The sequence below is a fragment of the Niveibacterium microcysteis genome (assembly GCF_017161445.1).
In the GTDB taxonomy this organism is placed as follows: Bacteria; Pseudomonadota; Gammaproteobacteria; order Burkholderiales; family Rhodocyclaceae; genus Niveibacterium; species Niveibacterium microcysteis.
In genome coordinates, this window is record NZ_CP071060.1 from 3,928,393 (window position 1) to 3,951,995 (window position 23,603).

The 23,603-nt window shown below is 66.9% G+C and carries 23 protein-coding genes; 16 read left to right on the forward strand and 7 right to left on the reverse strand.

The window, feature by feature from the left end; translation table 11 throughout:
• The first annotated feature begins 54 nt into the window (after nt 1-54).
• The 4 genes from JY500_RS17820 (at nt 55) to JY500_RS17835 (ending at nt 3,945) form a co-directional block, all read left to right on the forward strand.
• A complete protein-coding gene (locus JY500_RS17820; protein WP_206254019.1) occupies nt 55-804 on the forward strand; it encodes an endonuclease/exonuclease/phosphatase family protein in 750 nt (249 codons plus the stop codon).
• 1 nt (nt 805) lies between these two features.
• Nucleotides 806-1,981 carry a cardiolipin synthase ClsB gene (clsB, locus tag JY500_RS17825; RefSeq protein WP_206254020.1) on the forward strand — a complete coding sequence of 392 codons (1,176 nt, stop codon included), beginning with the start codon at nt 806-808 and terminating at the stop codon, nt 1,979-1,981.
• A 123-nt stretch (nt 1,982-2,104) separates the two neighbouring features.
• Nucleotides 2,105-3,175 carry a sensor histidine kinase gene (locus JY500_RS17830; protein WP_172203209.1) on the forward strand — a complete coding sequence of 357 codons (1,071 nt, stop codon included), beginning with the start codon at nt 2,105-2,107 and terminating at the stop codon, nt 3,173-3,175.
• Entirely contained in the window at nt 3,172-3,945 is a 774-nt protein-coding gene (locus JY500_RS17835; protein ID WP_206254021.1) for a LytR/AlgR family response regulator transcription factor, read from the forward strand. Before JY500_RS17830 ends, JY500_RS17835 begins: the two co-directional genes overlap by 4 nt.
• Before the next feature lie 11 nt (nt 3,946-3,956).
• Here the strand turns inward: JY500_RS17835 and yiaA are convergent, their stop codons facing one another.
• The 3 genes from yiaA to JY500_RS17850 form a co-directional block, all read right to left on the reverse strand.
• Nucleotides 3,957-4,376 (reverse strand): inner membrane protein YiaA, encoded by a 420-nt coding sequence (gene yiaA, locus JY500_RS17840; protein WP_172203211.1) that lies wholly within the window; start codon nt 4,374-4,376, stop codon nt 3,957-3,959.
• A 205-nt stretch (nt 4,377-4,581) separates the two neighbouring features.
• Nucleotides 4,582-7,158, reverse strand: a complete 2,577-nt coding sequence (locus tag JY500_RS17845; RefSeq protein WP_206254022.1) for a TIM-barrel domain-containing protein — start codon at nt 7,156-7,158, stop codon at nt 4,582-4,584.
• 21 nt (nt 7,159-7,179) lie between these two features.
• The gene (locus JY500_RS17850) at nt 7,180-8,298 is read right to left on the reverse strand and encodes an alpha/beta hydrolase-fold protein (protein WP_206254023.1); all 1,119 of its coding nucleotides are present in this window, start codon (nt 8,296-8,298) and stop codon (nt 7,180-7,182) included.
• A 274-nt stretch (nt 8,299-8,572) separates the two neighbouring features.
• Between JY500_RS17850 and JY500_RS17855 the strand changes: the two genes are divergently transcribed.
• Together JY500_RS17855 and JY500_RS17860 are read left to right on the forward strand one after the other, a co-directional pair.
• Nucleotides 8,573-9,436: a metallophosphoesterase family protein gene (locus JY500_RS17855; RefSeq protein ID WP_246479675.1), complete on the forward strand. Its 864-nt coding sequence runs from the start codon at nt 8,573-8,575 to the stop codon at nt 9,434-9,436.
• Between the two features lie 31 nt (nt 9,437-9,467).
• Nucleotides 9,468-10,082: a hypothetical protein gene (locus JY500_RS17860; protein ID WP_206254024.1), complete on the forward strand. Its 615-nt coding sequence runs from the start codon at nt 9,468-9,470 to the stop codon at nt 10,080-10,082.
• Here the strand turns inward: JY500_RS17860 and JY500_RS17865 are convergent.
• Nucleotides 10,073-10,528: a YaiI/YqxD family protein gene (locus tag JY500_RS17865; RefSeq protein ID WP_206254025.1), complete on the reverse strand. Its 456-nt coding sequence runs from the start codon at nt 10,526-10,528 to the stop codon at nt 10,073-10,075. The two genes, JY500_RS17860 and JY500_RS17865, sit on opposite strands and share 10 nt — an antisense overlap.
• Before the next feature lie 153 nt (nt 10,529-10,681).
• Here JY500_RS17865 and JY500_RS17870 point away from each other — a divergent pair, with 153 nt between their 5' ends.
• From JY500_RS17870 to JY500_RS17895, 6 genes are all read left to right on the forward strand, one after another.
• Nucleotides 10,682-11,086, forward strand: a complete 405-nt coding sequence (locus tag JY500_RS17870) for a YybH family protein (protein WP_206254026.1) — start codon at nt 10,682-10,684, stop codon at nt 11,084-11,086.
• Nucleotides 11,087-11,130: 44 nt separating this feature from the next.
• Nucleotides 11,131-11,589, forward strand: coding sequence for a DUF3291 domain-containing protein (locus JY500_RS17875; protein ID WP_206254027.1), 459 nt, complete (start codon nt 11,131-11,133; stop codon nt 11,587-11,589).
• A 140-nt stretch (nt 11,590-11,729) separates the two neighbouring features.
• Nucleotides 11,730-12,032, forward strand: coding sequence for a hypothetical protein (locus tag JY500_RS17880; RefSeq protein ID WP_172203219.1), 303 nt, complete (start codon nt 11,730-11,732; stop codon nt 12,030-12,032).
• Nucleotides 12,033-12,105: 73 nt separating this feature from the next.
• Complete coding sequence (locus JY500_RS17885) at nt 12,106-12,837, forward strand: GNAT family N-acetyltransferase (RefSeq protein ID WP_206254028.1); 732 nt, start codon at nt 12,106-12,108, stop codon at nt 12,835-12,837.
• Nucleotides 12,838-12,861: 24 nt separating this feature from the next.
• Nucleotides 12,862-13,599 carry a TetR/AcrR family transcriptional regulator gene (locus JY500_RS17890; RefSeq protein ID WP_206254029.1) on the forward strand — a complete coding sequence of 246 codons (738 nt, stop codon included), beginning with the start codon at nt 12,862-12,864 and terminating at the stop codon, nt 13,597-13,599.
• 120 nt (nt 13,600-13,719) lie between these two features.
• Nucleotides 13,720-15,513: a sulfatase family protein gene (locus tag JY500_RS17895; RefSeq protein WP_206254030.1), complete on the forward strand. Its 1,794-nt coding sequence runs from the start codon at nt 13,720-13,722 to the stop codon at nt 15,511-15,513.
• Between the two features lie 184 nt (nt 15,514-15,697).
• Here the strand turns inward: JY500_RS17895 and JY500_RS17900 are convergent, their stop codons facing one another.
• The 3 genes from JY500_RS17900 to hutC all read right to left on the reverse strand — a co-directional run bounded on the left by JY500_RS17900 (nt 15,698) and on the right by hutC (nt 17,971).
• Nucleotides 15,698-15,913 (reverse strand): hypothetical protein, encoded by a 216-nt coding sequence (locus JY500_RS17900; RefSeq protein ID WP_206254031.1) that lies wholly within the window; start codon nt 15,911-15,913, stop codon nt 15,698-15,700.
• A 328-nt stretch (nt 15,914-16,241) separates the two neighbouring features.
• The gene (locus JY500_RS17905) at nt 16,242-16,994 is read right to left on the reverse strand and encodes a hypothetical protein (protein ID WP_206254032.1); all 753 of its coding nucleotides are present in this window, start codon (nt 16,992-16,994) and stop codon (nt 16,242-16,244) included.
• Nucleotides 16,995-17,236: 242 nt separating this feature from the next.
• Nucleotides 17,237-17,971 (reverse strand): histidine utilization transcriptional repressor HutC, encoded by a 735-nt coding sequence (gene hutC, locus JY500_RS17910; RefSeq protein ID WP_206254033.1) that lies wholly within the window; start codon nt 17,969-17,971, stop codon nt 17,237-17,239.
• 143 nt (nt 17,972-18,114) lie between these two features.
• On the opposite strand from hutC, the gene hutU reads away from it, so the two are divergent.
• Genes hutU through hutI form a run of 4 tightly spaced genes read left to right on the forward strand, consistent with a single transcriptional unit; the run spans nt 18,115 to nt 23,598 of the window.
• Entirely contained in the window at nt 18,115-19,836 is a 1,722-nt protein-coding gene (gene hutU / locus JY500_RS17915; protein ID WP_206254034.1) for a urocanate hydratase, read from the forward strand.
• A 25-nt stretch (nt 19,837-19,861) separates the two neighbouring features.
• Nucleotides 19,862-21,406, forward strand: a complete 1,545-nt coding sequence (gene hutH, locus JY500_RS17920; RefSeq protein ID WP_206254035.1) for a histidine ammonia-lyase — start codon at nt 19,862-19,864, stop codon at nt 21,404-21,406.
• A gap of 3 nt (nt 21,407-21,409) precedes the next feature.
• Complete coding sequence (gene hutG, locus JY500_RS17925) at nt 21,410-22,384, forward strand: formimidoylglutamase (RefSeq protein WP_206254036.1); 975 nt, start codon at nt 21,410-21,412, stop codon at nt 22,382-22,384.
• Nucleotides 22,381-23,598: an imidazolonepropionase gene (hutI, locus tag JY500_RS17930; RefSeq protein WP_246479676.1), complete on the forward strand. Its 1,218-nt coding sequence runs from the start codon at nt 22,381-22,383 to the stop codon at nt 23,596-23,598. The genes hutG and hutI overlap by 4 nt, the downstream gene beginning before the upstream one ends.
• Nucleotides 23,599-23,603: the final 5 nt, after the last annotated feature.

The window sequence follows — 23,603 nt, forward strand, 5'->3', positions numbered from 1 at the left end:
GCGCCATCGCGACTTTGCGGCACACTGAGGCGACTCCCTTTATCGCTCGCCGCAATGACGCGCCTCCGGATCTGCTCGTACAACATCCACAAGGGTTTCTCGCAGTTCAACCGCCGCATGGTGATTCATGACCTGCGCGAGCGGCTGCGGGGGTTGAATTCGGATGTGGTGTTCTTGCAGGAGGTGCAGGGGCTGCATCTGGGGCATCAGGCGCAGCACGACGACTGGCCCGCGATGCCGCAGCACGAGTTCCTCGCGCAGGGCAACTGGCAGCAAACGGCGTATGGCGGAAACGCGGTGTATCGGCAGGGGCATCACGGCAATGCGCTGATTTCGAAGCTACCGATCTTGACCGCGGATAACCAGGATGTGTCGCTGACCCGCTTCGAGCGACGCGGCCTGCTGCATTGTGTGCTGGGCATGGACAACGGTGTGCCGCTGCACGCGATCTGTGTGCATGTGTCGCTGACCGATGCGCAACGTCGGCGCCAGCTCTCTAGCCTGATCGAGCGGGTGCATGAGGAGATTCCGCCGGATGCGCCGGTGATCATTGCCGGTGACTTCAACGATTGGCACAGCAAGGCGAACGAGTGGCTCGCGCGCCAGCTCGGTATGCAGGAGGTGTTTACCGAACTCACGGGGCGGCCGGCGCGCAGCTTCCCGAGCAAGCTACCTTTGCTCACGCTCGATCGGATCTACGTACGCCACCTGCGCCCGACCCAGGCCGAAGTGTTGCGCGGCCATGGCTGGGCGAACGTATCGGACCATGCGCCGCTCACCGCGGAGCTGGTCTACACCGGCTGACATGCCTGCGCCGCTGCTCCCCGGTAACGCCCTGACGCTGCTCGAATGCGGTGCGGAGTACTTCCCCGCGCTGATCGCTGCAATCGACGCCGCGCGCATCGAGGTGCACCTGGAGACCTACATTTACGCCAGCGATGCGACGGGTGAGGCGGTCACCGCGGCGCTCAGCCGGGCGGCAGCGCGCGGCTGCGCGGTACGGGTGCTGGTGGATGGCTTCGGAGGCCGCGATTTTGTCGATCACACTGCGCCACGGCTCCGAGAGGCCGGCGTCGAAGTGCTGATCTACCGGCAGGAACTACGCGCCCTGCGCTTTCGCCGCCACCGCCTGCGGCGGTTGCACCGCAAGCTGGCAGTCATCGACGCACGGGTTGCCTTCGTTGGCGGCATCAACATCATCGACGACATGGATACGCCCGGCCAGACACCACCGCGCTTCGACTATGCGGTGAAGGTGGAAGGCCCGCTGCTGGGCCCGATCCACACCTCGGTGCACCGAGTGTGGTGGCTGGTGAGTTGGGCCGGTTTGCGCGAGCGCCCAGCCTGGCAAAGCGAACTGGCGGCCTCCCCCTTGCCGGTTGGCGCGGTACGCGCCGCCTTCGTAGTGCGCAACAACCTGCGCAACCGGCGCGACATCGAGAACGCCTACCTCGATGCGATCGCTCAGGCGCGGCGCGAGATCGTGATTGCGAACGCCTACTTCTTGCCCGGCCGGCGCTTCCGCCAGGCCCTGATCGAAGCTGCGCGGCGCGGTTGCAACGTGGTGCTGCTGTTGCAAGGTCGCGTGGAGTACGTGTTGTTGCACTACGCCACGCGGGCCCTCTATCCGCACCTGCTGGCCGGCGGCGTGCGCATCTTCGAATACCGCAAGAGCTTCCTTCACGCAAAGGTGGCGGTATGCGACGGGCACTGGGCGACGGTGGGTTCATCCAACATCGACCCCTTCAGCCTGATGCTCGCGCGCGAGGCGAATGTAGTGGTCCGTGACGTCGGCTTCGCCGGCGAACTACGCGCAAGCCTCGACCAAGCAATGCAGGACGGCGCGATCGAACTGCTACTGGCCGAACACCAGCGGGCGCCATGGTATCGGCGCTTCGCGAGCTGGAGCGCCTACATGGTGGTGCGCGCCATGATGGGCATCGTTGGGGTACGCGCGGCGGACCGCGGCCCACCGGCCTGACGCGAACGCCTGCGCCCAACGAGGGCCGCCGTTCGCGCCCGCCTCACGCGTTTTGCGCCGCGCTGGCGTCGATTCATCCTTGCGCACTGGCCGATCCGCGCGGCCGCAGGGCATCATCTCGGCATGAAACCTTGCACTCGCACCCCGGTACCGCCGCGCCACTATCTGCAGGAACTGCCGTTGTTGCTTGTCTTCAACACGGTGTTCGCGGCGCTGTGGACCACCGTATCCGGCAGCGGATTTGGCGAAGCACTGGTCTATAGCCAGTGCATTGGCGGGCTGTGCTACCTGTCATCGATCCCGATCCGCTACATCCGCTACCCCGCACTCAAGTTCGCCTGGGGCATCGCGGGCGGCGCACTCGGGGTGGTCGGCGGCATGATGCTCGCCACCGCGCTGCGCGGGCATCCGGCCACCGCCGCGCTGACCCAGTCGCCCTATGCGTGGCGGCTCACCTTTGGTTTCTCGGCCGTCGCATTTGCGCTCTGCTTCGCCTTCTTCTGGTGGCGAGAGGTGGCCGAGCGCCGATCCGCCGAACTCGCCGCCCGCGCGGCGCAGGCCGATGCCGCGCGCACCGAAGCCGAGCGTGCCGCCGCCAGCGCACAATTGGCCGCGCTGCAGGCGCAGATCGAACCGCACTTCCTGTTCAACACCCTGGCCAACCTGCGCAGCCTGATCGGGCGCGACCCCGAGCTCGCTCGCACCCTGCTCGATCGCCTGATCGAGTGGCTGCGCGCCACGCTGCAGGCATCGCGCACGCCGCACACCACGCTCGCGGCGGAGTTCGAATTGCTGAGCGCCTACCTCGACATCCAACGTATCCGTATGGGCGGCCGGCTCACCGTCGAGACGCGCGTGGCGCCCGCCTTGCGCGAACTGCAATTGCCACCACTGTTGCTGCAGCCGCTGGTGGAAAACGCCATCGCCCACGGTATCGAACAGAAGGCCGGGCCTGCCCACATTGCGTTGCTGGCCGAGTTGCGCGACGGGCGCGTGCGGCTCGCAGTGACCGACAACGGCGTCGGGCTCGGCGCTTCGAACACGCAAGGCACCGGACTCGGTCTGGAAAATGTGCAGGCGCGGCTGGCTTCGTGTTTTGGCGACGATGCGCGCCTGTCGGTTGAGAGCGCGCCGGGAGGCGGCGTGTGCGCAAGCATTGAGATCCCCGCCGATCGTGCTGGAGTACACGCATGAACTCGACCATTCGCGCTGTCGTCGCCGACGACGAACCCTTGCTACGCGCCGACCTTGTCGATGCCTTGCGGCAACTATGGCCCGCACTGCAGATCGTCGCCGAAGCGGACGATGGTGACGCAGCGCTGGCGGCCTGCCGCGCACAGCGCCCGGACATCGCGTTTCTCGATATCCGCATGCCGGGTCAATCGGGCATGTCGGTCGCGGAGACCCTGCTGAACGAAGGCGTTGCGCCTTTGCTGGTATTCGTTACCGCGTACGACAGTTTCGCGGTAGAGGCCTTCGAGCGCGAAGCGGTGGACTACCTGCTGAAGCCCTTCACCACGCAACGGCTGGAGCACTGCATTACCAAACTGCGCAAGCGCCTTGAACAACCGACCACAGCACCCGATCTCGCAAGCCTGATCGCGGCGCTGCAACGCGGCGTAAGCCCGGCCCCCGCGGCCCGGCTCAACTGGGTGCGCGCCGCAGTGGGCGACACGGTGAAAATGCTCGCCGTGAAAGACGTGATCTACTTCGCTGCCACCGACAAGTACGTCGCGGTGTTCACGCAGGAAGGCGAATCGCTGATCCGCACGCCGCTCAAGGAACTGCTGGATCAACTCGATCCGGCCGACTTCCAGCAGATCCACCGCGGACTCATCGTGAACCTGCGCCATGTACAAAGCGCGCGGCCAGACGGCAATGGCCGGGTACTACTCAAGCTCGCCGGCCGGCCGGAGACCCTGACGGTATCGCGCAGCTACGCCCACCTGTTCCGGCAGATGTAGCCGCGCGGCGCTCAGAGGTTTTCTTCCTTCTGCGTATAGTCGTGGCGGCTGTCGCGGGTGTTCTTCTGCACCGCCACCGCCGCAAACAGGCTCAGCGCAAAGGCCATCGCGTAGAAGCCCTTCTCGCTCGGCGCCAGCGTGGCATTCCACAGGCCCACGCAGAGCAGCAGGATCGAGACCGCCACCGAGACCCACGCCAGGCCGAAGTAGATGCCGGTAACCGGGATGCCTTCGAGCTTGTCGCGCACGCTCTTCTGCAGCGACACGGCGGCAAACAGGCCGTAGAGAATGAGCGTGAAGTAATAGCCCTTCTCGTTGAGCTGCATCTGCGCATTCCACAGGCCAGCGCAATAGGCGCCGACGCCAAGGAACAACGCGATCCACGATGCGCCGACGAATGCGGCAGAAGGCTTATGAAATTCGCTGGCCATGTTTCCTCTGAAGTCTGATTGATTCGGGCGTTTCCGGCCCGTGGGCATTGTCAGCTAGCGGCGCCCGCGGCGCGAGCCAGATTTGCGGCCGACGGCGGAAGATTCCGCGCCGCACGCACTGCCGGCAAGTGCGCCCGGCGCCGGTATCAAAACCTGCGCCGGGCAGGGTCACTTCGGTGCGCCCTCCGTCAGCGCTGTGACGCCATCAGGGCAGTAGCGCCACGTCGATTGCCTCGTCGACGCTGCGCTCGCCCAGGCGCAGTGTGATACCGCCCTCGCTGACAAACCAGCCCACCGACGCGCCCGCGGCATCCATCTGCGGCACCTCCGCCCCGCCAACGCGCACTTCGCGCACGCTGTTGCCACCGAGCAGGAACTCCAGCGCCAGCTTGCGCTTGGCCGTGGCACCGCTCCGGTTATCGGGGCGCAGCGTGAAGCGCACTTCGCCGGCCGCATTGCGCTGCGTCGTCATGGTGGTGCGCGCAGACTGGCCCGCCTCGTAGCCGCGGGTAACACCATCGTCCTCAACCAGCGTGAAGTGACTCTCAGTCGCCGCCGGCACGATGCGCACCAGCATGTCGTCGAACCAGTGCATCGCACGATCACGCGGATCGCCCAGATGGCCCGGCGCATCGCGCAGCATCGGCACGATCGCCCCTTCGCGCAGGAAGATCGGCGCACGCAACTGATCGGCGACGAGCAGACTCTCCTGGCTGAAAGCCCCTTGCGACGCAACACGCCGCGCGGGTGCATAGAAGTCGGTCCAAGCGCCCGCGGGCAGGTACACCCCCATCGTTGCGTCGGTGCCGCTGGGCGTGCCGAACAGCACCCAGGGCCCGATCATCTTGGTGGTGACAACGCTGCGCGCCTGCTTGTCCTGCTGGAAGTAGTACGCGAGCGGCGGGAACATTGCATCACCCTGATCGTGGGCCGCGTGCGCCAGGCTGTAGAGGTAGGGCACCAGCCGGTAACGCAGCTTCAACGCCGCGAGGTTGCTGGCAGCGTCGCCGATGCGGTCCGGCGCGGTCTCGGTGCAGTTGCAGAGGTTCTGCACATGCGGCCGCAGCGGCACGTCGAGCAGCGCACTGGTGGCGAACCAGCGCGTGTAGAGCTTCGAGAGCGGCGCGCCGCTCATGCCGGCGCGATCGAAACCGCCAACGTCGGAGCCGTAGTAGTCGAAGCCCGAGAGGCTCATGTTGGCCTGCGCCGTCATCTGTGCGCCAAGTGCAGCGAACGAAGACTGCACATCGCCCGACCAGGTCGCCACACCGAAACGTTGGCTGCCGGCCGCTCCGGAGCGGCTGAGAATCCACGGCCGGCGCTGCGGATGGGTGCGTGCCGTGTCGCTCGCAATGCTGCGGCTCCAGAAGAAATTGAGCAGGTTATGCACATCGGCATGGCGTGTCGGGTGCGCGCCATACCAGTCGATGCCGAAGTACTGCGACGATGGGCTGAACATCTCCGGCTCGCCCAGATCGGTCCAGTGGCCCAGCACGCCATCGTTGATCAGCGCGACACGCTTGGCGTCGTGCCACCAACTGCCGGCCCCCGGATTGGACCAGTCGATCATGCCGCCGATGCCCCACCATGGATTGCTGGAATAGACCGTGGCGTCCTTGCAGGGGGGCGCGCAATCCATCGCGAGATAGCGTTGATCCGCCAGCGCCCGGAATTCGGGCAGCGCCCCGCCGATATAGCTCTCCTCGATCAACATCGTGCCGACGCCATTCGCCGCATAGGCGGCAAGTTTCGCAGCGGGATCCGGGAACTTGCCTGTCGCCCAGCTGAGCTTGCCCATTGAGGTGCTTTGCGAGCCACTGTTGATACCGCCAAACCACTGTAGGTCCAGCACGGCGCCATCGACCGGAAAACCCTTGCCGTGCAGCGTTGCGAGCTTGTCGTCCAGCTCCGCCCAGTTGTCGTAGCCGTACTCCGATATCCAGAGGCCGAAGGCCTTCAATGGCGGCACCGGCGGTGTGCCGGTAAGGGACAAGTAGTCGCGTCGCAAATCGGGCAGATCAGCGCCCGTAAACAGAAAGAGCCCGAGTGATGGCGACGGACTATCGACGGTCCAGGTCGCTGCGCGGAAATCAAAGCTCAGCGGGTAGGCCGAGTCGACGAACAAGCCCCAGTTCCGTTGCCCCTCGCCCAGCACATAGGCCACCGGCACCTGCATATCGCCCGAGGCCGAGATGTCGGAATAGGTCATCGCGTTGCCGTACTTGCTCGCCGGCACCCGTTGCGCGCCCAGCCACGATGGCGACTTGCTGCCGCTGACAAGCCGCTCGCCGAGGCCCAGCACTTCCGTCGCCCCCTCGCCAGAGAGCGCCAAGCGAAGCCGATCCGCCTGCCAGTCCTGCACGCAAAGGCGCGTCAGCACGCGCGCCTCTGGCTGGCGGGCGGAGATCCGCCAGCAGCCCTGATCGAGTTCAACCAACAGGGCGTCGGTCACCAGGCGCTTGGCGTCCGGGTCCCAGGTATAGCTGGCCGGCCCGCTGAAATTGCGCGGCACCACCATCGGAGACATGAAGGGCGTGCCCGGCTCAATCTGTGCGCTGTAGGCAACATGCAGCATGTCGTCCCGCACCAGCGTCAGCATCACCTGATGGCCGCCCTGGCTCAGACGAAGCTGAGGCGTCGCCGACGGGAAGTAGCTCGCTTCCGCTGGCGGCGGCGTCGGCGCAGCAGCGCTTGCCCCGCCCCCACCGCAGCCTGCAAGCAATACGCAGCACGCGCCGGTTAACGCCGCCCAGCGGCGCGCTTGAATGGTCTTACCGTACATCAGCACTAGCCCTCACTTCGATCAGTTACAGCTTTCGGTCGCGCCGTCGCGCACCAGATCCGCCAACATCAGCATCGGCGTGACAAAACACTTCACCGTGCCGGCGCTGTCCCGCTTCGCGCGCATCATCCACTCCGCCATGAAGCGGTCATCGCCGATCGGCAGAAAGCTCATTGGCAGACGACCGTCGGAAAAGCCAAGCATCAGTCGGTCACCGGCCATGCTCATCGTCACCGTCAGGTTGTTCGCAGCACGATAGGTGCCCACGTAGTCCGCCGCATTGATCGGCGTCGTCTCCTCGCTGGCGTCCGGGCGCGATTGCGCGATCATCCAGCCAATCGGCTCCGCTTGCAGCGCTTCCCACTGCGTTTCGCCGTGCCCCTTGTTGGTCTCGTGATAGTCGGGCGTGCCGCCCGCTGCGCGCAGGATCGCGACCGGATTGCGCGCCCAGGCGATCGGCACGTTCGCGTCAGGAACACCTGCATAAACGCGCATTGGCGTTGCAACGATGCGTGCAAAGCTGCCGCCCCAGTCCGCTTCGGTCGTGATCGGCAAGTGACGATCGTAGGAGTCCGTATCGTTCGACAGCCCCCCCACCACGGGCATCACTGCCGCAAAGCGCTTGGGGTAAGCGAGCACCATGCTCCATGAACCGAAACCGCCCAGACTGCCGCCGGTGATACTGACGCGGGTCTTGTCCACCGCGAAGCGCTGCTCCACGTCGCGGATCACCCTGTCGATGAAGGCCGGATCGTGCCAATCCACCTTGTGCCCGTGGGTGTTCACATCCTGCTGGGGTTGCACGACGATCGCGGGCAAACCTTTGTGGTTGTCCTTCATGTAACCCATGATGCCCTGCTGACTCAGGCTGCTGAGCACGAGGCCAGAAAACGGCTGCGAGCCGTGCAGATAGATGATCAGCGGCCATTTCGCCGAGGCGTCATCGCCATAGCCCTTGGGCAGATAGAGCAGGTAGTTCGATGCGCCGTCGACCGGGGTGGCCAGCTTCTCCTGCGTCACGGTGATCGTATCGCCCGCAATCGGCGGGGTAACGGTTCCGGTGCCATCTCCGCCGCCACCACATGCAGCGAGCAACAACAGCGCCAGCAGGCTGGCCGAACGCAACACTCTCAAACGCATGGTTTCTCCTGTTCGCAAATGGCGGTGCCGGGCCGGCCGTTCACGCGGCGCGTGTGAGGCACCGCGGCGGGGCGAGATCCGGACGTAATCCGAGTCGCCTTCGGTGCTTTGATCCGGAGGCGAGGTTCATTTGCGCAGGCGTTTGAGGCCACGCCGACTGGCGACGCGGGCGCGGCGGACGAGCTACCACGCACAGGACCCGCAGCACATCGAGGCACCGCGTAGCCTGTCTGGCCCGTAGTCTAGTCTCAGGGCGACGGCGCTGTCGGCAGCGATGACGAACGAATCGCGGACTTTTGACACGGCGCAGACCCGCGCCCGCCACTTTCACCTGCGGCCCACCCCCGCTACCCTTGCGAACTTACCCACCGCATTGCCGGGTGAACGGCAGATCAGGGGCGCCATGCGTATCGCGTTTGTGTCAGACATCCACGGCAACCTGCCCGCGTTGGAAGCGGTCGTCGCCGACATCCATCGGCGCGGCGCAGACATGACCGTGAATCTTGGGGACAGCCTGTCCGGCCCCTTGCTGCCGCGCGAAACCGCGCACTATCTGATCGCCGCCGGCTGGCCCACGCTCGCCGGCAACCACGAGCGCCAATTGCTGACCGAGGCGCCGGCGCACCAAGGCGCGTCCGACGCCCACGCATACGCCCGACTCGGCGACACCGAGTTCGCGTGGATGCGCAGCCAGCCCGGCAGCCTGCAACTGCAGCCAGAGGTGTTCGTCTGCCACGGCACACCAGCGAGCAACCTGGAATACTTCTTCGAGACGCTCACGCCCGCTGGCGCGCGCATCGCCACCGCCGAAGAGATCCACGCACGACTTGGCGCGCAGCGCTCACCCCTGGTCGCCTGCGGGCATTCGCACATGCCGCGCATTCTCCGGATCGGCCGGCAGTGGCTGCTCAACCCTGGCAGCGTCGGGTTGCAGGCGTTTCGCGGCGAATACCCACACCCCCACAAGATCGAGACCGGCTCGCCCGATGCCCGCTATGCCATTGCCACACTACGGGACGGCGCATGGCATCTGTCGCTGCACGCCGTGCCCTACGACTTTGAACCGATGGCGCGGCTCGCCGAAGCCAATGGCCGGCCCGAATGGGCGTACGCGCTACGCACCGGCTACGTCAGCTGACTGAACGGCCGCCGAAAAGAGCCACCGCCACATGACACCAACACACATCACGCACTACCACCTCGCGGATCGCCGCCCCTTCCTGAACCTGTCGGACCTGGCGGACGATGCGCTGCAGCAGGTATTGGATGAACTCAACGCGCGACGCAGCGCCGATGCGGGCTACCAGCGCTTCTTCGGACGGCGGTACATGCAGCTACGTCGGCTCACCGAGGCGCGGATGCGCGAGTTGTTTGTCGCCGCCGGCGGGCGCCCCGAACGGCAGTCACCGCACTACTTCGTGCTCGGATCCAGCGAGTGGTTTCGCAGACTCGCGGCAGATACCCGCGCCATCACGCTCGCGCTCAACACGTTGCCGGCCGATCAACTCAGCTTCACCTATCCGGACAGCTTCACCGCGATGGGCTTCGGGCCGCAATTCGGGCTGCCACACGTGGCACGCCCCTACCACGGCCAGGTGTTCCGGCTCGAAGCGCTGGCGGAAGTCGTGGCGCAATACGGATTGCCGGCCGACGAGCCGGATGCAGGCCACGCTGACTACCACCTGAAACCCTTCGAGAAGTACATCGAAGTGCAACTGTGGTCGGACGCACCGATTGCGTCCCTGCTCCAACAGGTCGATACGTTAGCCAGCGTTCAAGTCTGACGTGGCCGCTGCGCGAGCAAACGATCCAGCGCCGCACCGAACGCCCGCGAATCCGCCGCCGAGAAGCCTGAAGGCCCACCGGTTTCCACGCCCGAATCGCGCAAGCCTTGCATGAAGTCGCGCATCGACAGGCGCTCGCGGATGTTCTCCTTCGTCAATCGTTCGCCGCGCGGATCCAGCACCAGGCCGCCCCGCTCGATCACCTGCGAGGCAAGCGGGATGTCTGCGGTGATCACGAGATCGCCGGGCGACACGCGCAACGCGATCTCGTCATCCGCCACGTCGAAGCCCTTGGGCACTTGGACCGAGCGGATATACGGCGACGGCGGTACCGCGATCATCTGGTTCGCGATCAAGGTCACCGGAATCGCGGTGCGTGTCGCCGCTCTGAACAGGATCTCGCGTATCACGCGCGGGCAGGCGTCGGCATCAACCCAAATCTGCATATCGGGCGTCTCGGTTTCTGGGGCGCACAGAATACGACACGCACTGCGCGAATGTACGGGCGCGCCCCCCTTGTAGAATATCCAGAGGCCACCACATCAGGCAGGCATCACCGGTTTGGCTGGCTCGTTTTCCTCGTCTCGCGCGGAGGCCTCATGAAGCACACGTTTCCCGAACCCGCCCAGCAGCAAGTGTGGGAGACCGTCGTCGCACTCAACGCCGCGTGGACTTTCGGTGATCCGGACGCATTCTCGGAATACTTTCACCCCCGCATGGTCGCCATCACGCCGGTCGATCGCGAGCGACGCCTCGGCGCCGAACGCTGCATCGCCGGCTGGAAAGGCTTTCGTGAAGCGACGCACATTCACCGCTTCGACGTTACGGAACCGGTGGTCGAGGTCTTCGGCGAAGCGGCGGTAGTGAGCTACTACTACGACATGTCTTTCGACATGAACGGGCAGACCATCAACACGGGCGGTCGGGATCTGTTCTTCCTGGTGCGGGAGGCAGGTCGCTGGTGGGTCGTTGCGGACCAGTTCTCACCCTATCCTCCGAGCTGAGCAGCGCGCTGCACCTGCAGACATCCGACCATTCAGGAAGCGCCATGCCGACATCCCAGCTCGCACAGCTCAACATCGCTCAGTTGCTTGAGCCACTCGATTCACCGCGCCTGGCGGATTTCGTCGCCAACCTTGACCGGATCAATCAGCTGGCCGAGCAATCGCCCGGCTTCGTCTGGCGCCTGCAGGACGAAACCGGGGATGCCACGGCGATCCGGCCGTTCGCGGACGACGTGATCGTCAACATGTCCGTGTGGCAAGACCTCGCCGCGCTGCATGCGTTCGCCTTCCGCTCCGCGCATGCCGACATCCTGCGCCGACGCCGCGAATGGTTCGCGCGCGTGGCCGATGCCTACGCCGTGTTGTGGTGGGTGCCCACCGGACATCAGCCCAGCCTGCAGGAAGCCGCGGCGCGCCTCGCCCACCTTCGCGCGCACGGCCCCACCGAGTTCGCATTCACCTTCCGCGACGCATTCCCCGCCCCGCTGCGTGACGAAGTTTGACACTCGCCGCCTCGGCGGCGTGGAAAACTGCGCACGCCCAGCCGCGCGCTGCGCACTACCCTAGCGTGTGCCTGCCCTGCAGGCGATCGGTCACGTTCCAACGAACGGCCAGTACGCTACCCAGCTTCGCATCCACGCCCATGAACTCGCGCTCGAACTCCCCCTGGGGCGCTACGCTGCCCCTCAAGTCGCTCCGCAGCACGCCACCGAAGCAACGTCTTAACGGCTGGTGGCTGGAACATGCACCCGGGCAGTCCAACGCCACCGGCATCATCGGAGCCTTCGTACATACCGCAGCGGGCAAGACCAGCTCGGTTATCGACATCGATGCGGAAACGCGCCGCGTAAAAACCAAGAGCGGCACCATCTATGAACTGGGCCTGCCCGATACGGCCTTCGCGCGCGAGAACACCCGTCTGCTGCGCGAACTCGGGCTGATCTGACGCGCACGATTCAATCGCCGTACGGCACCACGGCGGCGTAGAGTGCGGAGTCCCACGATAGCCAACACGCCCAATGCCCACCACGACAAACACTTTCGGCCAGCCGCTTGGCGCCGAAGTACCGAACTGGTCGCCACCTCTCCGCCCAGGTGGCGTTGTACTGTCAGGGCGTTTCTGCCGCGTCGAACCGCTTGACCCCGCACGCCACGCCGACGACCTGTTCGCGGCTGACGCGCTGGACACCGATGGCCGCAGCTGGACCTACCTGCCCTACGGCCCCTTCACATCCATCGATGAGTATCGCGCCTGGCTGGCCGACATGGCGGCGGGGCAGGACCCGTGCTTCTACGCGATCGTGGATGCCGCAACCAGGCGCGCGGTCGGGGTATGCAGCTACCTGCGCATCGACCCGGCGGCGGGTTCTATCGAGGTGGGTCACCTGCACTTCTCGCCACTGCTGCAAGGCAAACCCGCCGCGACCGAAGCGATGTTCCTGATGATGCAGCAGGCCTTCGCGCTCGGTTACCGACGCTACGAATGGAAGTGCAATTCGCTCAACGCCCCGTCGCGCCGCGCGGCGCTGCGACTGGGCTTCTCCTATGAAGGCTGCTTCCGCCAGGCGCGAATCGACCGAGGTCGCAACCGCGACACCACCTGGTTTTCGGTCATCGACAGTGAGTGGCCGGCGCTGAAAGCACTGTTCGAGCAATGGCTCGCGCCGGACAACTTTGATACCGAAGGGCGGCAACGGGTCGCGCTGTCTGCGCTGACGGCCTCACGCCCGGCCGCGCCGGCAAATACCTGAGCGCACCGCGCTAAACTCGGCGGCATGGTTTCGCCCAGCCCGACCCAACCCGCCCCGACCGAAGACCACCGGCCACGCGTCGCAGCAGAGCGGCGCGAGCGAACGCGCGCAAAGCTGATTGCCTGCGCGCTGGCCGTCATCGCGCAGCGTGGCCTGGAACCCGGCGTGATCGATGAGGTAATCACCGCGGCAGGCGTAGCGCGCGGCACCTTCTACAACTACTTCCGCACCCATGAAGCCCTGTGGGCGGGCGTCGCCGAGGCGGTCAGCAACGAGATCGTCCGCGTGATCGACCCGCTGGTGCTGCGCCACCGCGACCCGGCTGCGCGGCTTGCGGCCGGTCTGCGCTATGCGCTGCAACTGGCGCGAACTTACCCGCTGTTCGCCGGGTTCGTGATTCGTGGCGGCGTCGCCGCAATCCGCCAGGGCGGCCAGGCCACGCAGAACATCATGCGCGACATCGACGCCGGCATCGCCGCCGGCCGTTTTACCCCGCTGCCCGCTACGCTCATCCTCGATCTCGTGCTCGGTCCGGTGGTCGCAGCATTTGCGTCGGTGCAAGCCGACGACACCCCCAGGGACTACCCGGAACAGTTCGCTCAGGCCGTTCTTCAGGCGCTCGGCGTGCCACGCGCAGCGGCGCAACGTTTTGCGACGCGCGAACTCGCCCCGATCGAGATTCCCGCCTCGTCGCTGCTCGCCCACGTCCGAAAGAACGCCGACGCCACATCGTCCCGGTCACGTCGCCCTCGCCACAAGTGACACTTGTGTCACTTTGATCGATGCGGCAGACTCGCTGCGCTTGATGACCGGCGGCGATCGAACCGCCGGCATTGCTCCCACTACGCGCCGCCCTGCTGCGCACCCCATGAGGAGACCGGTATGTCGCACGATCGCGTTCCGCCCAGCCCGCACGCGGGCCTCACACGCCGCGAGTTTCTCTCGCTTGCCGGCGCAGCCGCCGTAACGACACCGCTTCTCGGCGGAGCGGAGCCAGCCGCGGCAGCAGCCCAGCCCGGCCACACGCCTAAGCCGCAACGCCGCGCAGGCAAGGCACCGAACATCCTGTTCGTGTTTACCGACCAGGAGCGCCACATCACGCAATGGCCCAAGGGCTACACGCTGCCCGGCCACGAGCAGCTCGCCAAGCGCGGGGTGCGCTTCGACCAGCACTACTGCCCCGCGGTGATGTGCACCAGCTCGCGCGCGGTGCTGATGACAGGCCTGCAGACCGCCGACAACCGGATGTTCGAGAACGCGGACATGCCCTACGTCGCAGCGCTCTCGACCAAGCTGCCGACGGTCGGCCACATGCTGCGCAAGGCGGGCTATTACACCGCCTACAAGGGAAAGTGGCATCTGAATGCTGCGTTCGACACCGAATCGCCCGACCGGCTGTTCACCAAGGAGATGGACGCCTACGGCTTCTCGGATTTCGTGTGGCCGGGCGATGTGCTGGTACACACACTGGGCGGCTACCACCATGACCACATGATCGCCGGCAGCGCGGTATCTTGGATGCGCGAGAAAGGTCAGGCGCTGCAGCAAGAGGGCAAGCCGTGGGCGCTGTTCGTGAGCCTGGTGAATCCGCACGACATCATGTACTTCAACACCGACGCCCCGGGCGAGCAGGTGCAGGACACCGGGCATCTGCTGATGCATGCAGCGCGCGCCCCGGAGCACCCCGCCTATCGCACGCGCTGGAACGCGCCGCTGCCCGCATCGCTGCATCAGCCGCTCGACGCCCCCGGCCGCCCCGGCGCGCACCGCGAGTTCCACCGCGCCTGGGGCTACACCCTGGGCACGATTCCGCCCGAGGCCGAACGCTGGCAGCGCTTCTCGGATTTCTACCTGAACTCGATCCGCTCGGTCGACGCGCAACTCAAGCGCATGCTCGACGAACTCGATGCGCTAGGGCTCAGCGACGACACCATCATCGTCTTCACCTCGGATCACGGCGAAATGGGCGGCGCCCATGGACTGCGTGGCAAAGGTCCCTTCGCCTATCAGGAGGCGATTCACCTGCCGATGTATGTGGCGCACCCCGACGTGCGCGGCGGACAGACCTGCAAGGCGCTGACCGGCCACATCGACATCGTGCCAACGCTGCTCTCGCTGGCCGGTATCGATGCCACCCACGCAAGTGAGCTCGCTGGGCGGCAGCTACCGGGCCGCGACTTCTCGCCGGCGCTTGCCAAGCCAGCAAGCGCTGCGGTGCATGCGGTGCGCGATGCGGTGCTCTTCACCTACAGCGGCATCGCCACCAACGACAGCGAGGTCACACGCATCGTGTCCGAGGCCCGCGCAGCGGGCCAAGACCCGAAGGGCGCCATGGCCGCCGCCGGCTACCGGCCCAACCTGCGCAAGCGGGGCAGCCTGCGTGCGGCATTTGATGGCCGCTACAAGCTCACCCGATATTTCGCGCCGGTGGAGCGGCATCGCCCGGCGAATCTCGACGAGCTGTTCGCTCGCAACGATGTCGAGCTGTTTGACCTGCACACCGACCCTCACGAGATGCACAACCTGGCACTCGACCGCGCAAAACACGCTGGCGTGCTCGAAACGATGCGGGAGAAACTCGAACAGCAGATCCAACGCGAGATTGGCGTGGACGACGGTCGCGAGATGCCGGACTTTGACGGCATCCAATGGCAGATCGATCGGCTCGACCTCTAGACGCGCCCGCCAGGCCCGAAGGCCGGCCGGGCACCGATCGCTGCCGTGGTTGCGATACGCGCTGGCCATCGGCAGTCGTTGGCGACTGGCTGGCCTTTCAGGCCGAATACAAGCACCGGCTCGCGCCTGAACCGCTCGATGCGCCCGGGTGGCGACGAGAAGTCGCCGCAACACTGGCAAGAAGTCAGAAAGGCAGGCGGCGCCTCGGCGGGTGTGTCGCTGCCTCGTCGGATTGGGATGACGCATCGGCGCGAACCGGCTTGCGCGGCAGATTCATCTGCTCACGCGCAAAGCGCACCCGCCCTTCCAGCACGCACCCCCGCATGCCAGGGTCGCAGACGGCACCCTGCACACGTTGGCAGATGTTGTCGACGTCGTGGGGACAGCTCCAGGCACTCACGTTTGGCGCTCCGATAGTGATCCGGCGATTGAGGCAAGCCGCGCAATCGCCCACGATTATTGCACCCATTGAAATCGCTTGGTCGCTACAGCGTTCGTCACAACGCGTTATCTGACCGACGCTCGTGGCGTGCACGCATGCCGCCTGTCGTGCTCACCCGGCTGCCAGAGCGTGGCCACCGGAGCGGCGTCGACCGCCAGGTGGGTCATGCAATGCACGACCAGGCACGCCGCGCGCGTAGCGATGCCCAACATCGTCGCGGGATCGCGCGGCAGCCGCCTTTGTGATGCACCGACACCGAGTGACCGGATCGAACGTTTCGCGCCCGCTACGCCGGGTCCCACGCGCCTTCGATCAATCGTTCGGTGATGAGCCTGCCATCGCGGACGGCAAAGCGCCCGATTGCGATGTGAGTCCGGAGCGCGGGGTCGATCGCCTTGAGCAGCGTCTGCTGCATCGCGAGTTTGTCGGGCCGCTGATCCTGAAGGGTACGCCTGAGGTATTCGGCGACGCGGATCAGGTACGGATCCTGCATTGCATTGAGGTGGGCTGCGCAGGCCTCGGCAACGGCCTTTTGATCCGGCAGCACGAGTCGCAGGAAGAACCAATGCAGGCACAGCGCAAATCCGTTGTGCTTTGAACTTTCGACCCAGGCCGCGTAGTCGCGCGCCCAAAGGGCCTCCGCTTCCGGGTAGGCGGCGATCTCCTCCGGCACGACGAACAAATGTTCGAGCGCGTTCTCGAGCAAGTAGATCGACTGGATCTCGGCGGCACTTGCCGAGGCCACCGGGAAGAACTTCGGCACCGATTCAAGAACGTTTCGCTTCAGGTGAATCAGTTCGTGCGCGATGACGCGCGGGCTCAGCGCCGCGTGCGCAACGCGGATCGTGATCGCTTGCTGCACGTGATCAATGTCGAGCACCGCTGCGGCGTTGGCGAATGAGGGGTGGCGTTGCGCGAACGCTTCGTCGATCTCCTGCACACGTAGCGCGATGCCGGTTTGGGCGCGGACTTGCTGGGGAAGCTCGCGCAGCGCAAGCGGGATCGAGTTGAGGAACGCGGCGGGGAAGAAGTCCTGCATTGCGGAGGGCGGGCACACAGGCGGTGAAATGAGGCGGAATCGCGCGAGCCCGGTTCGCAGGGGGCGAGTCTAGCATCGCCTATCCAGATGCTTGATACGCACGCCCACGGGTCAGGCGCCGACGCTGGCCCAGTCCGCTAGATCACCCTTGTGGACGCGTCACTGAGCCGCGCGGACTGGCCGTCCCGCCTGAACGGGTTCGCCGACCTCTACCCCGCGCGGCGTGCGCGCCTGCTGTTGATTCAGCGCCGCCGCTCCCCCTGCTCCACATCAATCACTGCATGCAACCGATAGTGCTCGCCCGGGTGCCAGAGCGTCGCAACCGAAGCAACGCCATCCGCCCCGCGGGTCACGCGGTGCAAGACCAGGCAGGCAGCGCGCGTATCGATACCCAGCATCGTCGCGATATCGCGCGGCGCCGGCCGCGCTTCAACCGTGAGGCGCGCACTGGCAAGCGGCGCAACGCGCGAGAGATAGGCATTCGGCGTTTCAGCGGAGAAATCCAGGCGCAGGTAGTCCGGCGCCAGCGCCGCATTGACCCAGCGATCCTCCACCTGGATCGGGCGGCCGTCTTCGCGATGCACCAGCACCGAGTGAAACAACGGCGCGCCGACTGGTAAAGCAAATGCATCGGCCAAGGCGCCGTCGGCCTGGCCGCGCGCGAGGCTCACCAGCGCTGCGGTATGCGTGTGGCCGCGCGCGGCAATGTCCTCAGCAATGTTGCGGATCTCCAGCAGCGGCGCATCGACCCGTGGTGGCGCAACGAAGGTGCCGGCGCCGCGGGTACGGGTCAGCACGCCGGCATCGGTCAGCTCGCGCAACGCGCGGTTCACCGTCATCCGTGCCACGCCGAAGTCGCGCGCCAGCCCTTCCTCGGGCGGGATCGCCTCGCCCACCTGCCATTCGCCGGCGCGGATGCGGGCAAGCAGCTCGTCCTTGATCTGCTGGTAGCGGGGCGGGGTACGCGGTGTCGTCATCGATCGGATTCCGGAGGGAGCGCCGCCGTCCGGGCCCGGATCGGTTCGTCGGTGGCGCGCTTTAATTGTATAGACAACTCTTGCGCAAAGCACCTTCCTGCGCTACAAATGTATAGACAACTTTTGCAGTCGCGGAGTACCTCATGCCCATCGCCCACCCCGAACAGGATCCCCGTCTGGCCCCCGGCCGCGTCGTGCGCGCGCCGCGCGGCACCGAACGCAGCTGCCGCAGCTGGCTCACCGAGGCGGCGTTCCGGATGATCCAGAACAACCTCGACCCGGAGGTCGCCGAGAACCCGGAGGCGCTGGTGGTGTATGGCGGCATCGGCCGTGCCGCGCGCGACTGGACCTGTTTCGACACGATCCTCAAATCGCTGCAAACGCTCGCCGACGACGAGACGCTGCTGGTGCAGTCGGGCAAGCCGGTGGGCGTGTTCCGCACCCACGCCGATGCGCCGCGCGTGCTGCTGGCCAACTCCAACCTGGTGCCCAAGTGGGCAACCTGGGAGCACTTCCACGAGCTCGACCGCAAGGGCCTGATGATGTACGGCCAGATGACGGCCGGCAGCTGGATCTACATCGGCACGCAAGGCATCGTGCAGGGCACCTACGAGACCTTCGCCGAGGCCGGGCGCCAGCACTACGGAACGGATGGCAACGCCAACCCCTGGCGCGGCCGCTGGATCCTCTCCGCCGGGCTGGGCGGCATGGGCGGCGCGCAGCCGCTGGCAGCGAGCTTCGCCGGCGCAACCTCGCTGATGATCGAGTGCCAGCAGTCGCGCATCGACTTCCGCCTGCGCACCCGCTACCTCGATGTGCAGGCGCGCGATCTCGACCACGCGCTCGAACTCATCGCGCAGCACACCTCACGCTGCGAGGCGGTGTCGATCGGCCTGCTGGGCAACGCCGCCGAGGTGCTGCCGGAGCTGGTGCGGCGCGGGCGCAGTGGACAAATTCGGCCGGATCTCGTCACCGACCAGACCTCGGCGCACGACCTGATCAACGGCTACCTGCCGATCGGCTGGAGCCTCGAACAGTGGCTCGCCGCACAGCGCGACCCCGGCATGCACGAGGCCCTGCGCCGCGCCGCCGCGAAGAGCTGCGCGGTGCATGTGCAGGCGATGCTGGACTTCCAGGCGATGGGCGTGCCGGTCGTCGACTACGGCAACAACATCCGCCAGGTCGCCAAGGACGAGGGCGTCACGAACGCCTTCGACTTCCCCGGCTTCGTGCCGGCCTACATCCGCCCGCTGTTCTGCGAAGGCAAGGGGCCGTTCCGCTGGGTGGCGCTGTCGGGCGACCCGGAAGACATCCGCAAGACCGACGCCAAGATCAAAGAGCTGTTCCCGGACAATCACCATGTGCATCGCTGGCTGGATATGGCCGGCGAGCGCATCGCCTTCCAGGGCCTGCCTGCGCGCATCTGCTGGCTGGGTCTGGGCGAACGGCACATCGCCGGGCTCGCCTTCAACGAGATGGTCGCCCGCGGTGAGCTGAAGGCGCCGATCGTGATCGGCCGCGACCACCTCGACACCGGCTCGGTCGCCAGCCCGAACCGCGAGACCGAAGCGATGCGCGACGGCAGCGACGCCGTCTCCGACTGGCCGCTGCTCAACGCGCTGCTCAACACCGCCGGCGGCGCGACCTGGGTGTCGCTGCACCACGGCGGCGGCGTCGGCATGGGCTACTCGCAGCACTCGGGCGTGGTGATCGTCGCCGACGGTACCGAGGCCGCCGCGCGCCGCCTCGAACGCGTGCTCTGGAACGACCCGGGCACCGGCGTGATGCGCCATGCCGACGCCGGCTACGACATCGCCCGCGACTGCGCCCGCGAGCGCGGCCTGAACCTGCCGATGCTGGGCTGACCTGCATCCCACACTGGATTTCGACATGACCAAGACCATCACCCTCGTCCCCGGCCAGATCACGATGCCGCAACTGCGCGCGGTGTGGGACGGCAGCGCCCGCCTCGCGCTGGACCCCGCCGCCTGGGGCCCGGTGCACGCCTCGGCCGCCGCGGTCCGCACCATCGTGGAAGCCGGCAAGCCCGCCTACGGCATCAATACCGGCTTCGGCAAGCTCGCCAACACGCACATCGCGGAAGACCAGCTCGAAGCGCTGCAGACCAACCTGATCCGCTCGCATTCGGTGGGCGTCGGCCCGCTGATGGACGACGACGTCGTACGCCTGATCCTCGCGATGAAGATCGCGAGCCTCGCGCGCGGCTTCTCGGGCATCCGCCCGCTGGTGCTGGAAACGATGCTCGAGGCCTACAACGCCGGCATCCTGCCCTGCATCCCGAGCAAGGGTTCGGTCGGCGCTTCGGGTGACCTCGCGCCGCTGTCGCACATGACGCTGGCGCTGATGGGCGAAGGCCGCGTGCGGGTGGACGGCGTCGAACGCAACGCGGCCGACGCGCTGGGCGAAGCCGGCATCACGCCGATCCAGCTCGCGGCGAAGGAAGGTCTGGCGCTGATCAACGGCACGCAGGCCTCGACCGCGCTGACCCTGCAAGGCCTGTTCCTCGCCGAGCGTGTGTTCGCCGCAGCGATTGCAGCCGGCGCGATGTCGGTGGACGCCGCGCGCGGCTCCGACGCGCCCTTCGACGCCCGCATCCACGAAGTGCGCGGCCAGCCGGGGCAGATCGCCGTCGCCGCGCGCTACCGCGAACTGCTCGCCGGTTCCGAGATCCGTCAGTCGCATCTGACCAACGACGACCGCGTGCAGGACCCCTACTCGCTGCGCTGCCAGCCGCAGGTGATGGGCGCATGTCTGGACCTGCTGCGCGGCGCGGTCACCACGCTGACGATCGAAGCCAATGCGGTCTCCGACAACCCGCTGCTCTTCGAGCACGAAGGCCACTGGTCGGTGCTCTCGGGCGGCAACTTCCATGCGGAGCCGGTGGCCTTTGCGGCAGACACGCTTGCGCTCGCGATCGCCGAGATCGGCGCGCTGTCCGAACGCCGCATCGCGCTGCTGATCGACGCCTCGCTCTCCGGCCTGCCGGCCTTCCTGATCCCGAACCCCGGCCTGCACTCGGGCTTCATGATCGCGCACGTCACCGCCGCGGCATTGGCATCGGAGAACAAGTCGCTTGCTCACCCGGCCAGCGTCGACAGCCTGCCCACCTCGGCGAACCAGGAAGACCACGTCTCGATGGCCACCTTCGCCGGCCGGCGCCTGACCGACATGGCGAAGAACACCGCGCACATCGTCGGCATCGAGTTGCTCGCCGCCGCGCAGGGCATCGACTTCCATCGCGCGATGAAGACCTCGGTGCCGCTGGAAAAGGTGCATGCGCAACTGCGCGCCGAGGTGCCCTTCCATTCGGACGACCGCTACCTCGCACCCGATCTGGAAGCCGCGCAGCGCATGGTGCTCTCCGGCATCTTCGATCACGCGGCACACGATCTCCTGCCATCCATCGAGGGCTGAACCATGAGCACCGAGGGCGTACGGCATACCGGCTTCGACACGGCCATCTGGCAGGGCCGCGAAGACTCGCACGAAGCGCACTTCAGCCAGCGCTGGCATGAGGCGGTGCAGCCGCTGGGCGATGCCACGCAGCGCCATGGCGTCGCGCTGCTCGGTTTCGCCTGCGACGCCGGCGTGCGCCGCAACCTCGGCCGCCCGGATGCTGCCGCCGGCCCCACCGCACTGCGTCGCGCGCTGGCCAACGTCGCACTCGCCGAGGCCTCGGTGCTCTACGACGCCGGCGACGTGCATTGCGACGGTGACGCGCTCGAAGCGGCGCAGGCCCACTACGCAGGCGAAATCGCGAAACTGATCGAGCGCGGCCACCTGCCGATCGGGCTCGGCGGCGGTCACGAGATCGCCTTCGGCAGCTTCATGGGGCTGGCCACCGCGCTGAAGAAGCGCAGCAGCGAAACGCCGCGCATCGGCATTCTGAACTTCGACGCGCACTTCGACCTGCGCGCCGCGGATCGCGCCAGCTCCGGCACCCCGTTCCGGCAGATCGCCGAGACCTGCGCGGCGCAAACCTGGCCCTTCCACTACACCGTCTTCGGCATCTCGCGCTTCGCCAACACCGCCGCGCTGTTCGAGCGCGCCAAGCAGCTGGGCGTACGCTGGATGCTGGATGAAGAGCTGGGCGCTGCGAAGCTCCACGCCGCGCTCGCTGCGCTGCACGCCTTCCTCGCGCAAGTCGACCACCTGTACCTGACGATCTGCCTCGACGTGCTGCCGCCCGGCCTCGCACCCGGCGTCTCGGCGCCCTCGTCGCATGGCGTCGCCATGGAAGTCATCGAACCCCTGATCGACGCGGCGGTCGCCAGCGGCAAGCTGCGCCTCGCCGACATCGCGGAGCTGAACCCCGCGCAGGACATCGACGCCCACACCGCGCGGGTCGCCGCACGGCTGGTTGCCCGCATCGCCGCGGGGGCGCATCCGTGAGCGACGCGCCGGTCCGGGACGGACTGCTGCGCAACGTCCATCTCGCGAGCTTCGTCGGTGAGGGCTACGGCACGGTCCGCAACGCCGCACTTGCGTGGCGCGACGGCACCATCGCCTGGCTCGGGCCGGAAGCTGAGCTGCCCGCCGAATTCAGCGCGCTGCCGCCCCACGACGGCGCCGGCGGCTGGCTGACGCCGGGGCTGATCGATTGCCACACTCACCTCGTCTACGCCGGCAACCGCGCCAACGAATTCGAGGCCCGGCTCAACGGCGCGAGCTACGAAGACATCGCCCGCGCCGGTGGCGGCATCCTCTCCACGGTGCGTGCGACACGTGCGGCCGACGAAGACGCGCTGCTCGCCGCCGGCCTGCCGCGCGTCGATGCGCTGCTGGCCGAAGGTGTCACCACGCTGGAGATCAAATCCGGCTACGGGCTGGACCTGCCCAGCGAACGCAAGATGCTGCGCGTCGCGCGCCGCATCGGCGAGTTGCGCGGCATCACCGTGCGCACCACCTTCCTCGGCGCCCACGCGCTGCCGCCGGAGTTCGCCGGCGAGGCCGATGCGTACATCGACCACCTCTGCACCGCGATGCTGCCCGCGCTCGCCAGCGAAGGCCTGGTCGACGCGGTCGACGCCTTCTGCGAGCGCATCGCCTTCACGCCCGAGCAGACCGCCCGCGTGTTCGACGCCGCCGCGAAGCTCGGCCTGCCGGTGAAGCTGCACGCTGAGCAGCTCTCGGATCAGGGCGGCGCCGCGCTGGTCGCACGCTACCGCGGCCTCTCCGCGGATCATCTCGAATGGCTGTCGGACGACGGCATCGCCGCGATGAAAGCGGTCGGCACCATCGCCGTACTGCTGCCCGGCGCCTTCTACTGCCTGCGCGAAACCAGGCTGCCGCCGATCGCCGCGCTGCGCGACGCCGGCGTGCCGATGGCCGTCGCCACCGACGCCAACCCCGGCACCTCGCCGCTGACCTCGCTGTTGCTCGCGGCGAATATGGCCTGCACGCTGTTCCGCCTGACCCCGCAGGACGCGCTTGCCGGCATCACGCGCGAAGCCGCGCGTGCGCTGGGCCTCGCGGACCGTGGCACGCTCGCGATTGGCCAGCGCGCAGATTTCGCGCTATGGCGAATCGGAGAGCCGGCGGCGTTGGCCTACGCGCTCGGTGCGCGACCACTGGCCGCTTGCTGGATCGGCGGCATCAAGCGCTGAACGCC